At 55.2% G+C, this 11,616-nt stretch carries 12 protein-coding genes and 1 other annotated feature; of the genes, 2 read left to right on the top strand and 10 right to left on the bottom strand.

Annotated features, from left to right (window positions below; all coding sequences use genetic code 11):
* From thrB to yjjY, 5 genes are all read right to left on the bottom strand, one after another.
* Nucleotides 1-930, bottom strand: coding sequence for a homoserine kinase (thrB, locus tag IM284_RS12675; RefSeq protein ID WP_041911275.1), 930 nt, complete (start codon nucleotides 928-930; stop codon nucleotides 1-3).
* A gap of 1 nt (nucleotide 931) precedes the next feature.
* Nucleotides 932-3,394 carry a bifunctional aspartate kinase/homoserine dehydrogenase I gene (thrA, locus tag IM284_RS12670; RefSeq protein ID WP_047367300.1) on the bottom strand — a complete coding sequence of 821 codons (2,463 nt, stop codon included), beginning with the start codon at nucleotides 3,392-3,394 and terminating at the stop codon, nucleotides 932-934.
* Nucleotides 3,395-3,418: 24 nt separating this feature from the next.
* Nucleotides 3,419-3,536: a sequence feature (Thr leader region), on the bottom strand.
* The gene (thrL, locus tag IM284_RS12665; protein WP_015572623.1) at nucleotides 3,475-3,543 is read right to left on the bottom strand and encodes a thr operon leader peptide; all 69 of its coding nucleotides are present in this window, start codon (nucleotides 3,541-3,543) and stop codon (nucleotides 3,475-3,477) included. (Overlaps the previous feature by 62 nt.)
* Before the next feature lie 211 nt (nucleotides 3,544-3,754).
* Nucleotides 3,755-4,441: a tRNA/rRNA methyltransferase gene (locus IM284_RS12660; RefSeq protein ID WP_045259421.1), complete on the bottom strand. Its 687-nt coding sequence runs from the start codon at nucleotides 4,439-4,441 to the stop codon at nucleotides 3,755-3,757.
* Nucleotides 4,442-4,840: 399 nt separating this feature from the next.
* A complete protein-coding gene (yjjY, locus tag IM284_RS12655) occupies nucleotides 4,841-4,981 on the bottom strand; it encodes a protein YjjY (RefSeq protein WP_085928893.1) in 141 nt (46 codons plus the stop codon).
* A 95-nt stretch (nucleotides 4,982-5,076) separates the two neighbouring features.
* Here yjjY and arcA point away from each other — a divergent pair, with 95 nt between their 5' ends.
* Entirely contained in the window at nucleotides 5,077-5,793 is a 717-nt protein-coding gene (gene arcA / locus IM284_RS12650; RefSeq protein ID WP_003856501.1) for a two-component system response regulator ArcA, read from the top strand.
* A 45-nt stretch (nucleotides 5,794-5,838) separates the two neighbouring features.
* Here the strand turns inward: arcA and creD are convergent, their stop codons facing one another.
* The 4 genes from creD to creA are packed head-to-tail and all read right to left on the bottom strand — an operon-like array spanning nucleotide 5,839 to nucleotide 9,846.
* Nucleotides 5,839-7,191, bottom strand: coding sequence for a cell envelope integrity protein CreD (gene creD / locus IM284_RS12645; RefSeq protein WP_047367299.1), 1,353 nt, complete (start codon nucleotides 7,189-7,191; stop codon nucleotides 5,839-5,841).
* Between the two features lie 56 nt (nucleotides 7,192-7,247).
* Entirely contained in the window at nucleotides 7,248-8,672 is a 1,425-nt protein-coding gene (gene creC / locus IM284_RS12640; protein ID WP_047367298.1) for a two-component system sensor histidine kinase CreC, read from the bottom strand.
* Complete coding sequence (gene creB, locus IM284_RS12635) at nucleotides 8,672-9,361, bottom strand: two-component system response regulator CreB (protein WP_047367297.1); 690 nt, start codon at nucleotides 9,359-9,361, stop codon at nucleotides 8,672-8,674. The genes creC and creB overlap by 1 nt, the downstream gene beginning before the upstream one ends.
* 14 nt (nucleotides 9,362-9,375) lie before the next feature.
* A complete protein-coding gene (creA, locus tag IM284_RS12630; RefSeq protein ID WP_014882476.1) occupies nucleotides 9,376-9,846 on the bottom strand; it encodes a protein CreA in 471 nt (156 codons plus the stop codon).
* 211 nt (nucleotides 9,847-10,057) lie between these two features.
* Here creA and robA point away from each other — a divergent pair, with 211 nt between their 5' ends.
* Nucleotides 10,058-10,927, top strand: a complete 870-nt coding sequence (gene robA / locus IM284_RS12625) for an MDR efflux pump AcrAB transcriptional activator RobA (RefSeq protein WP_028015450.1) — start codon at nucleotides 10,058-10,060, stop codon at nucleotides 10,925-10,927.
* Here robA and gpmB read toward each other — a convergent pair.
* Nucleotides 10,924-11,571, bottom strand: a complete 648-nt coding sequence (gene gpmB, locus IM284_RS12620; RefSeq protein ID WP_008502057.1) for a 2,3-diphosphoglycerate-dependent phosphoglycerate mutase GpmB — start codon at nucleotides 11,569-11,571, stop codon at nucleotides 10,924-10,926. The genes robA and gpmB overlap by 4 nt on opposite strands.
* Between the last annotated feature and the right edge of the window lie 45 nt (nucleotides 11,572-11,616).

The raw sequence follows: 11,616 nt of genomic DNA, 5'->3' as shown, positions 1-11,616 counted from the left end.
TTATCCCAGTACTCGTGCGCCAGCCGTGTCCAGACGGCAAATATGAACAAAGCCTTCCTGATTTTGCAGGTAGTGTTTAGAGAGCCAGTCCGCCACGCGCTGCGCGGTGTCTGGCTTATCGCACAGGGCGAACAGCGTCGGGCCGGAGCCGGAGATGCCGCACGCCTGCGCGCCGATATCCATTGAAGCCTGTCGCGCCTCGTTAAAGCCAGGAAGCAGCTTCGTACGGTACGGCTCGGCAATGACGTCTTTCATCAGCTTCGCCGCCAGCTGCGGCTGACGGGTGTAGCAGGCGTGGATAAAGCCCGCCAGATGACGCCCGTGGGCGATACAGTCCTGGCGACGATACTGCGCAGGCAGGATCGCACGCGCTTCCGCGGTAGAGACCTTGATGCCCGGATACGCCAGCACCCACAGCCACTCATCAAACCCTGGCACCTGCTGGCTGATGATGCCATTTTCTTCAATCATCAGTTGCATGCCGCCGAGGAAGCACGGCGCCACGTTATCGTAATGAATACTGCCGGAGATGCGCCCTTCCAGCTCGCCCATCAGCGCCAGCAGACGGCTATTGTTCAGCGGCTTGCCGCAGTGCTCGTTCATCGCCACCAGCGCGGCGACAACCGAGCAGGCGCTGGAGCCCAGGCCCGAGCCAATCGGCATGCTTTTTTCCAGCGTCATGGCGACCGGCACGTTTTTGCCGATCTCCTGACAGAAGCGCTCCCAGCACTGATAAACGATATTCTCGCGTGGTTCAGGCGGCAGCTTACTGGCGAAACGGCCGACGTTATTCAGGCTGAAGCTTTCTGCCGCCTCAACCGTTACCGTATCGCCCAGCAGCGAACCGTCCACCGGCGTCACCGCCGCACCCAGCACGTCAAATCCGACGCTCATATTGGCGCTGGAAGCCGGGGCATATACTTTAACCATCTTAAACTCCTAACTTCCATGACAGGGTACGCAGCAGGTCGGCAAACACGCCCGCCGCCGTCACATCATTCCCTGCGCCATAGCCGCGAAGCACCAGCGGCAATGGCTGATAATAGTGGCTGTAAAACGCGAGGGCGTTTTCGCCGTTTTTGACTTTATAAAGCGGGTCGTTACCATCCACTTCGGCAATCTTCACCCGGCATACGCCGTCCTCTTCAATGTTGCCAACATAGCGCAATACCTTACCTTCATCACGGGCTTTCGCAACGCGTGCGGCAAAGGCATCGTCAAGCTGAGGTAAATTCGCCATAAAGGTGCTGACATCGCCGCTGGTGTCAAACTCGGTTGGCAGCACCGGTTCAATCACGATATCCGAAAGCTCCAGCTCGCGGCCCGTTTCGCGCACCAGGATCAGCAGCTTGCGCGCCACGTCCATCCCGGAGAGATCGTCGCGCGGATCTGGCTCGGTGTATCCCAGCTCGCGCGCGGCACGGGTGGCTTCCGACAGGCTCATCCCTTCATCCAGCTTGCCGAAGATAAACGACAGGGAGCCGGAGAGGATGCCGGAGAAACGCTGCAATTCGTCGCCCGCGTTCAGCAGGTTTTGCAGGTTCTCGATGACCGGCAGGCCGGCGCCGACGTTGGTGTCGTACAGGAACTTGCGGCGCGACTTGCTCGCCGCCAGGCGCAGCTGGTGATAGTAATCCATCGACGAGGTGTTGGCCTTTTTGTTCGGCGTCACCACGTGGAAGCCTTCGCGCAGGAAGTCGGCGTACTGGTCGGCCACCGCCTGGTTCGAGGTACAGTCAACGATAACCGGGTTAAGCAGGTGATACTCTTTCACCAGACGGATCAGGCGCCCCAGGTTGAACGGCTCTTTCGCCTCTTCCAGCTCCGCCTGCCAGTTCTCCAGGTTCAGACCGTGAACGTTAGTAAGCAGCGCTTTCGAGTTCGCAATTCCGCAGACGCGCAGATCGATGTGCTTTTTCTTAAGCCACTCCTGCTGGCGCTTCACCTGCTCCAGCAGCGCACCGCCGACGCCGCCCACGCCAATCAGGAATAGCTCGATAACCTGATCGGTGTTGAACAGCATCTGGTGAACCACGCGCACGCCGGTAGTGGCGTCATCGTTATCCACCACCACGGAGATTGAACGCTCGGACGAGCCCTGAGCAATCGCCACGATGTTGATATTGGCCCGCGCCAGCGCGGCAAAGAATTTGGCGGAGATACCGCGCAGCGTGCGCATACCGTCGCCAACCACGGAAATCACCGCCAGGCGCTCCTGAATGGAGAGCGGCTCCAGCAGTTCCTCTTTCAGCTCCAGATAGAACTCTTCTTCCAGCGCGCGGCGGGCGCGCAGACAGTCGACCTGAGGCACGCAGAAGCTGATGCTGTATTCGGAAGAGGACTGGGTGATCAGCACCACCGAGATACCGTTGCGTGACATGGCCGCAAAAACGCGCGCCGCCATGCCGACCATCCCCTTCATCCCCGGACCGGAGACGCTGAACATTGCCATATTATTCAGGTTGGAAATGCCTTTCACCGGCAGACCATCTTCATCGCTGCTGGCACCAATCAGCGTGCCTGGCGCCTGTGGGTTACCGGTGTTTTTAATCAGGCATGGGATCTGGAACTGGGCAATGGGGGAGATGGTACGCGGGTGAAGCACTTTGGCGCCGAAGTAGGAAAGCTCCATCGCTTCCTGGTAGGACATCGACTTCAGCAGCCTGGCGTCCGGCACCTGGCGTGGATCGCAGGTATAGACGCCGTCGACGTCAGTCCAGATCTCACAGCAGTCAGCGCGTAAACAGGCGGCCAGCACGGCGGCGGAGTAGTCGGATCCGTTACGGCCCAGCACTACCAGCTCGCCCTTCTCGTTCCCGGCGGTAAAGCCCGCCATCAGGATCATGTGGTCAGAGGGGATTTTGCTCGCGGCAATACGGCGGGTTGATTCGGCAATATCAACGGTAGATTCGAGGTAGTGGCCCGCTGCCAGCAATTTCTCAACCGGATTGATCACGGTAACGTTGTGGCCGCGCGCTTCCAGCACGCCCGCCATGATGGCGATGGAAAGTTTTTCGCCCCGGCAGATCAGCGCCGCGTTGACGCTGTCCGGGCACTGGCCCAGCAGGCTGATGCCATGCAGCACATGCTTGATCTGAGCAAACTCCTGCTCAACGAAAGACTTCAGCTGCGCGAGCGGGAAACCAGGCTGTGCCTCTGCCAGCCCCTGCAGCAGCTCGGCGAAGATACGCTCGGCATCGCTGATGTTCGGGAGTGCATCCTGGCCACCGATGGTCTTTTCAATCATCGCCACCAGATGGTTTGTGATTTTTGCCGGGGCAGAGAGCACGGTCGCAACCTGCCCCTGCCTGGCGTTGCTCTCCAGGATATCGGCAACACGCAGAAAACGTTCTGCATTTGCCACTGATGTACCGCCGAACTTCAACACTCGCATGGTTCTACCTCGTTTCCTTTAGCCGAAAAAAAAGCCCGCACTGTTCAGGTGCGGGCTTTTTTCTGTTTTTCCTGTACGCGTCAGCCCGCATCGTTACCTGTGGTAATGATGATGGTTGTGGTAATGGTGGTGATGCTGATGCGTTTCATGGATGTTGTGTACTCTGTCATTATTATCTGTCTGTGCTGTATTCTTTTAGGGTTAAAGGAACGGGCACCTTAAGTCAATGAATTTTTAATTTGATCACAATTCCACGGACGTTCACGTCACGCTGCGTGACGTTTTATTTTCATCCGAATCCCCCAGCCGCAACCCTCCACGACAGACCATTTCGCCATAGTAAAAACTTATGACAGCATTTTACTCGGCCAATTTTTTTTCAATATCGTGTAGCAAACGGTGCAACATGGCGGTGTCCCGCTGCTCAAGACGTCCAAGGCGCTGCTGTAGCCAGTCGGCCATTTTTTGATCGTCCGCAACGCCAAGGCTCGATAAAAGACGCTCTACCCGAGCACGAAGCGCGGCCAGCTGATTTTCATTGGCGGCTTCTGTCTGGGGTTGAGGGATTTGCATTAGGGAAGCTAATTGATAGCAATAGACCATTACCGCCTGGCCTAAATTCAGGGAAGGATAATCGGCTACCATCGGCGCACCGGTGAGAACGTCCGCCAGCTCAAGCTCTTCGTTGGTGAGCCCGGAATCTTCACGACCAAATACCAGCGCGGCTTTCTCAAGCCACTGGCTTTTCTCTTCCAGCATGGGCACCAGTTCAGCAGGCGTGGCGTAGTAGTGGAACTTCGCCCGGCTGCGTGCTGTGGTGGCAACGGTAAATGAAATGTCATGCAGCGCGTCGGCAAGCGTAGCGTAAGTCGTTATATTATCGAGAATATCCCCCGAACCGTGCGCCACCCAGCGGGCGGCAGGCTCCAGGTGCGCAGTGCTGTCCACAATACGTAAATCGGTAAAACCCATGGTCTTCATGGCACGCGCCGCAGCGCCTATATTTTCGGCTCTGGCTGGAGCGACCAGTACAATCGACAGATGCATTTATGCTCTCTTTTTAATCAGTTAGCGGAGAAAAGTGTGATGCACTTCAACATATTACGCAGCACGAATTTACAAATTTGCAACACAAATCACCGAAATAGCGTTTCATAACAAATTAAAGACGCTAAACTATTTTGTGTCTGAACAATCAGTTAGAATGTTAACAGAAGCCTATTATCCCTATGTTTTATAATGATAATGGCAACGTGAATACCCTGTTCTGATTGGATTCGCTTTGTTTATAAATCAATCTCCGCAACTAGTTGGTTTATTGAAAAATTGTGACAAAGGCTAGCATTCGGCTACGATGATTTCATCAAACTGTTAACGTGCTACAATTGAACTTGATATATGTCAACGAAGCGTAGTTTTATTGGGTGTCTGGTGTCACTTAGCCTGTTATGTTGCTGTTAAAATGGTTAGGATGACAGCCGTTTTTGACACTGTCGGGTCCAAAGGGAAAGTACCCAAGACCAAGCTAATGATGTTGTTGACGTTGATGGAAAGTGCATCAAGAACGCAATTACGTACTTTAGTCACGTTAAGCCGATCATGTTAATTTGCGACATGTATCAGGCAGGTCAGGGACTTTTGTACTTCCTGTTTCGATTTAGTTGGCAATTTAGGTAGCAAACATGCAGACCCCGCACATTCTTATCGTTGAAGACGAGTTGGTAACACGCAACACGTTAAAGAGCATTTTCGAAGCAGAAGGCTACGATGTCTTTGAAGCGACCGATGGCGCAGAGATGCATCAGATCCTTTCTGAAAATGATATCAACCTGGTGATCATGGATATCAACCTGCCGGGCAAAAACGGTCTTCTGCTGGCGCGCGAACTGCGTGAACAGGCGAACGTCGCGTTAATGTTCCTGACGGGCCGTGATAACGAAGTTGATAAAATTCTTGGCCTGGAGATCGGTGCGGATGACTACATCACCAAACCGTTCAACCCTCGCGAGTTAACCATTCGTGCACGCAACCTGCTGTCCCGCACCATGAACCTGGGCACGGTCAGCGAAGAGCGTCGTAGCGTCGACAGCTACAAATTCAACGGCTGGGAACTTGATATCAATAGCCGTTCGCTGATCAGCCCGAACGGTGAGCAGTATAAGCTGCCGCGCAGCGAATTCCGCGCGATGCTGCACTTCTGCGAAAATCCGGGCAAAATTCAGTCCCGTGCAGAACTGCTGAAGAAAATGACCGGTCGTGAGCTGAAGCCTCATGACCGTACCGTAGACGTGACCATCCGTCGTATTCGTAAGCATTTCGAATCGACGCCTGATACGCCGGAAATCATCGCCACCATCCACGGCGAAGGGTACCGTTTCTGCGGTGATCTGCAGGAATAATCCCGCAGTTAACGCATGAAAAACGGCGCATTTGCGCCGTTTTTTTTATTTCCAGATCCGCATTGTGTCGTTATCAGGCTCTGCGGGCGGCGCAGGTCGCTTCGGCTGTGAAAGCGAATACCAGTCGAAATGACGAGTCAGGTACATGACGGCGAACAGCGCCAGCGCGAGAACCGCAGACCCCAACAGCAGTGCACTATCCTCCGAGCGCAGCAGGAACCACATCACCACGTCCAGCCCCAGCAAGGCCAGCACAAACAGTCCGCTGCGCTTCCAGCTTTTCAGCACGGCCTGCAGGTACATTCCGTTCATCGCCGCACCAACCAAACTTGCAACTACCCAGGCTGGCGTAAACCCGACATGTTCTGATAGCGCCAATAGCACCAGATAGAACAGCACCAGCGACAGCCCCACCAGCAGATACTGCATCGGATGCAGGCGCAGCCCGGTTAAGGTCTCGAAAACAAAGAAGGCCATAAACGTCAGCGCAATCAGCAAAATGGCGTACTTGATCGCCCGGTCAGTCAGCTGATACTGATCGGCGGGCGTGGCTACCGTAACGCTGAAGGCGGGGATCGACTCCCATGACGGCGACTCGCTTCCGTTGAACCAGCTCTCAAGATTGTTCGCAAACCAGCTGCTCTGCCAGTTCGCCTGAAACCCGGTGTCACCAATTTTATGCTTCACCGGCAGATAATTACCCATAAAGCCAGGATGCGGCCAGTTGCTGTTCAGCGCCATTTCACTGCTACGTCCTACAGGTACCACGGCAAAACTTCCTGTTCCCGTCAGATTCAGCGAAATATCCATAGCAAACGTTTTTAATTCCAGCGCCTTGTCAGTCAGCGGGATATGGATACCGGGAAGCGCGCCATACACGCCTGTACCCGGCTCCACACTTAGCGTCTCGCCGTTGATACTGGAGACGTTCACCGTGCCAATGCCTCGAGCATCGCCCACGCCAACAACGATAAACGGCTGCCCCAGGGTCATCGACTCCCCTTTCAGCTGCGTCATTTTTTCCGTGTTGAATCGGGCTTTTATGTTGAGGTCGGTATTCCAGATCTGTCCGTCATAGATGCCGATATTTCGCGACTCAACGCGCTGGTTACCCTCAACGCGCAGAGACTCCGGCAGGATAAAATGCATATAGCTTTTCTTGTACTCGACTTTTTTCTCATCCTCTAACTTGTAAAAAACCTCGGTTACCGGGATCGCAATCAGCGGGCCGACCAATTTTTGCGGCCCGCTGGTGCTCTGGCGAAGCGTATTTTCGACATCGTTGCGGTAGCTTTCACGCTCTGAAATGAGGTTACTCACCATAAACAGTGGGACTAACAACAGCAGGATGCACCCCAGCAGGGTGCTTACTTTCCAGAACAGGGGGGATTTCATCATTACGTCTCCTTTGTGATGTGGAGAGCGTAACCAGGCTGTGTGGGGCCAGTTTGAAGTTATGTGAAGGGACGGTGAAGTGTCAGCGTGGCTATCACGCCACCTTCATCACGATTACGCAATGTAATCTCTCCGTGGTGCAGACGCGCCACCTCCTGAACAAACGCCAGCCCGAGTCCGCTACTTTTCAACCCGTTCTCGCGCGGCAGGGAATAAAAGCGCTCAAAAATACGTTCCAGCGCATAATCCGGGATCCCGCTTCCGCTGTCGGTGACGATCAGCCGTATCTGCCCCTGCTCTTCCCGGGCCGCCAGTTCAATGGCGCCGCCCTGTGGGGTAAAATCGATAGCATTGTCCAGTAAATTACCAAGCGCCTGTTCGAGCAGGTCGGGATCGCCTTCAACAAGAAGCGAAGCGGGCTGGAGGGTCAGCGCAATCTCTTTTGCCGCCAATAGCGCCGAACGCGCGTCGGCAAGCCGTGTAAACAGCAGGTCGACGCGGACGGCCTGGGGCGTAATCTCGACCCGATTTTCAAGCCGCGCCTGAGTCAGCAGTTTTTCAACCAGCGACTGCATACGCGCGTTTTGCACCAGAATATTATCGATAAACCGCGCGGACACCTGCGGCGGCGGGTGTTCGGTGAGAATTTCTGCCGCGCCGCGTATGGCGGCTATTGGGCTTTTCAGCTCGTGGGTCAGCGCATGGACATAATGTTCAATGTAGTTTTTCCCCTCAAGGCGAATACGCATATTTTCCAGCGCCTGAGCCAGCTTGTGCAGTTCGCTACTGCCTGGATTAGGCAGCGGGAGAGGCGTATCAGTGGTCACCGAGTCGGCATAGCGCGATAACGTACTGATGGAACGATTGATCCACCAGGCGACGAGAAAACCGATCAGTAAAGCAATGCCAAGCAGCGCCCCGCCTGCCCACAATATCCGTCGCTCGCTGCGGTGAATCACCGGTGCCATCGCGCTGTTCGGTTTTCCCACCGACAGCACGCCGATAATCTTGCCCTGCTCAACAACCGGTGCGGCAACATACATCACCGTGCTCTCCGGATCGTCGGGATAGCTCTGGGTACTGCGCGCGCCGTATTGGCCGCGAAGCGTCAGCCAGACATCGTTCCAGCGAGAGTAATCTTGCCCCACGGCCAGGCCGGCAGAATCAAACACGACGCGGCCCTGCGCATCGGTCATGTAGACGTGATACTCGTTGCGCACCTTATGAATGCCACCGATATTGGCGCGGAAAGGACGCTGATGGAGCTGTAAAAAGGCCTGCGCCAGTCTGCCCTGCTGCGCATTGCCCGAAAGAAGATCCTCACGCCCAACTTCGGCGAGCAAGGTCGCGGTATCGATCAACGTGCCCTCGGTTGCCCTGCGCACGCCGGGCTTCACTTCCTGAACAAAGATCGACAGCACAAACCATGCGGCGATGGCGACGATCAGGAAGTACCCCAGCAGCAAACGCATTCCGATGCGCATTAATAAAGCCCCAGGCTATAGCCCATACCGCGATGGGTGCTGATGGGTGACAGTTCCTCATTCACTGCCCGCAGCTTGGCGCGCAGGGTCTTGATGTGAGTGTCCACGGTACGATCGTAACTGTCGCCGTCTTCGCCCCACACCTTGTCCATTAACTGTTGCCGAGAGAAAACCCGTCCCGGAGCCTGTAGTAACGTTTTAAGCAGCAAAAACTCATAGCGCGTGAGCGGTAATGCTTCACCGCACCAGCTAATTCGCGCGGCAGCTTCGTTCAGCTCAAACTGTCCGATACGCACCGTCTCCGCTGGGGCGGCGGATTTTTGCATCCGCCGTAAAATGGTCCTTACCCGGGCGCACACCTCACGCGGGGAGAAAGGCTTGGCGACGTAGTCGTCTGCGCCCATTTCCAGGCCGAGAAGTTTATCCACTTCGTCACTGCGTGCCGTCAGAAACAGCACGGGCAGTGACGGATGCTGCGCCAGAAGCTGGCGGCAGAGCTCAAAGCCGCTGATGTCCGGCAGCCCGACGTCAAGAATGGCGATCGCCGGAGCCTGCTGGCGCGCCGCCTCCAGCACCGGTAAACCGCGCTCAAACGCTTTTACTGCAAATCCTTCCTGCTGAAGCATGTAGATTAGCGTATCGGCGATACTGGTTTCGTCTTCAACCAGCCAGACTACAGGTTGTTGCATGGTTCATCCCTGAATTAATGCCACGGCATAATCGGCACCGCACTAATGGCGTTTTTCGGTGACCCTTCCACCACTTTATCGGAATACGCCAGGTAGGCCAGGGTGTTGCGTTTTGCATCATAGAAACGCACCACCTGCAGCTTTTTAAACACCAGCGAGGTCCGTTTCTGGAACACCACGTCGCCCTGCGCTTTGCCGTTTTTGATTTTATCGCTCAGCTCAACCGGTCCCACCTGCTGACAGGAGATCGCCGCATCGGAAGTGTCTTCCGCCAGCCCCAGGCCGCCTTTAATACCGCCCGTCTTCGCGCGGCTGACGTAGCAGGTGACGTTTTTCACGTCCGGATCGTCAAACGCCTCCACCACAATTTTGTGGTCCGGACCGAACATTTTGAACACGGTATCGACAGAACCAATCTGTTCCGCCTGCGCCGCACGGCCCGCTACCAGTAACAGGGCAGTAAGAAGCAAAGTCTTGTATTTCATATTGTTACCATTCTTTAAAATTGCATTGAGCGATTATTCAACACGTTAGTCAAAAATGTAGCAAGATCACAGGATTAGAATATATTCACCCAAAATGAGAGAGAAAAGGCATTAATGCGCAAAAAAAACACTGAATGCTAAAACATCAAAAAATGCTATTATCCGCTAACCTGTTATCAGGCACCTGCTGTTTTAAGGATGAGGATAGTATATGGATCAGGCTGGAATTATTCGCGACCTGCTCACCTGGCTGGAAGGTCATCTCGACCAGCCTTTGTCACTGGATAATGTGGCGGCTAAAGCGGGCTATTCCAAGTGGCATCTGCAAAGGATGTTCAAGGATGTCACCGGTCATGCTATCGGTGCCTATATTCGCGCACGTCGTTTATCGAAATCTGCGGTGGCTTTGCGCCTGACCGCGCGGCCAATTCTGGATATTGCCCTGCAGTACCGTTTTGATTCGCAGCAGACCTTCACCCGTGCCTTTAAAAAACAGTTCTCGTTGACGCCAGCGCTCTATCGCCGCTCGCCTGACTGGAGCTCGTTTGGCATGCGTCCGCCGCTGCGCCTGGGCGAGTTCGCGATGCCGAAATACGAAATGGTCACTCTGCCGGAAACCCATCTGATCGGTACAACCCAGAGCTACTCGTGCTCTCTGGAGCAGATTTCTGAGTTCCGCCATCAGATGCGCGTCCAGTTCTGGCGCGATTTCCTGAGCCATGCGCCGGCCATTCCGCCGATCCTGTATGGCCTCAACGAAACGCACCCAAGCCAGGAAAAAGACGACGAGCAGGAGGTGTTTTACACCACCGCGCTGACGCCGGAGCTGGCGAATGGCTACATTCAGGGTTCGAAGCCGGTCGTGCTGGAAGGCGGCGAGTACGTGATGTTCTCGTATGAAGGACTGGGTACGGGCGTCCAGGAGTTTATCCTGACCGTTTACGGGACCTGCATGCCAATGCTGAATCTGAATCGCCGTAAAGGTCAGGATATCGAGCGCTACTACCCGGCGCAGGATGCCAAACCGGAAGAAGGCCCAATCAATCTGCGTATGGAATTCTTGATTCCTGTCCGTCGTTAACGCTGCAGTTCATCAAGCGCAGGGGCATCGAGATGCGAAATGTCCCCTGCCATCTCCACGACCCAGCCCGACGCCAGCCACGCGCTTTCCTGATAATCAATCCGGGAAATGGAGCAGTTACGCAGGCGTAACCGACGCTCAGCGTAAGCCGGTAACCCCAGAATGGTGCTCACCAGGCAGCCGAGCGCGATACCGTGACTCACCAGCAGCGGACGGCTGCCTGCCGGAAGCTTGAGGCATTCCGCCAGCGCGGCATGCATACGCACGCTCAGCTCCTGCATGGATTCCCCTTCAGGAATACGACCATCTTCGGTACCGTTCACCAGCGTGCGGCGCCAGCCCTCTTCCGTTTCCGTCAGCGTATCAATATGGCGCTTTTCCAGCACGCCCATATCCAGCTCGCGCAGGCGCGGCTCAAGCATCACATCGCAGCCGCAGGCGTCGGCAATGATGCGCGCCGTCTGCTGTGTGCGACCTAAATCGCTGGTAATAACGTGGGTAATGCCCAGCGTTCTGGCGCGTTCCGCCACCTGCCACGCTTGCTGCACACCCTTCTCGGTGAGAGGACTGTCTGACTGGCCTTGAATACGTCGCTCGGCGTTCCACTGCGTTTCACCGTGGCGAACAAGGTATACCTGTAACATGCTTTTTTTCCGTTATACTGCGATGAGTTTTTTTGAATCGAGCTT

Source organism: Enterobacter cloacae complex sp. P12RS (assembly GCF_014895875.1).
Lineage (GTDB): Bacteria > Pseudomonadota > Gammaproteobacteria > Enterobacterales > Enterobacteriaceae > Enterobacter > Enterobacter bugandensis.
This window is presented reverse-complemented; position numbering and strand designations above follow the sequence as displayed.

Excerpts from the sequence above, each read along its gene's own strand:
- thrB (WP_041911275.1), bottom strand. The coding sequence starts at position 930 with ATGGTTAAAGTATATGCCCCGGCTTCCAGCGCCAATATGAGCGTCGGA.
- thrA (WP_047367300.1), bottom strand. The coding sequence starts at position 3,394 with ATGCGAGTGTTGAAGTTCGGCGGTACATCAGTGGCAAATGCAGAACGT.
- IM284_RS12660 (WP_045259421.1), bottom strand. The coding sequence starts at position 4,441 with ATGCATCTGTCGATTGTACTGGTCGCTCCAGCCAGAGCCGAAAATATA.
- arcA (WP_003856501.1), top strand. The coding sequence starts at position 5,077 with ATGCAGACCCCGCACATTCTTATCGTTGAAGACGAGTTGGTAACACGC.
- creD (WP_047367299.1), bottom strand. The coding sequence starts at position 7,191 with ATGATGAAATCCCCCCTGTTCTGGAAAGTAAGCACCCTGCTGGGGTGC.
- creC (WP_047367298.1), bottom strand. The coding sequence starts at position 8,672 with ATGCGCATCGGAATGCGTTTGCTGCTGGGGTACTTCCTGATCGTCGCC.
- creB (WP_047367297.1), bottom strand. The coding sequence starts at position 9,361 with ATGCAACAACCTGTAGTCTGGCTGGTTGAAGACGAAACCAGTATCGCC.
- creA (WP_014882476.1), bottom strand. The coding sequence starts at position 9,846 with ATGAAATACAAGACTTTGCTTCTTACTGCCCTGTTACTGGTAGCGGGC.
- robA (WP_028015450.1), top strand. The coding sequence starts at position 10,058 with ATGGATCAGGCTGGAATTATTCGCGACCTGCTCACCTGGCTGGAAGGT.
- gpmB (WP_008502057.1), bottom strand. The coding sequence starts at position 11,571 with ATGTTACAGGTATACCTTGTTCGCCACGGTGAAACGCAGTGGAACGCC.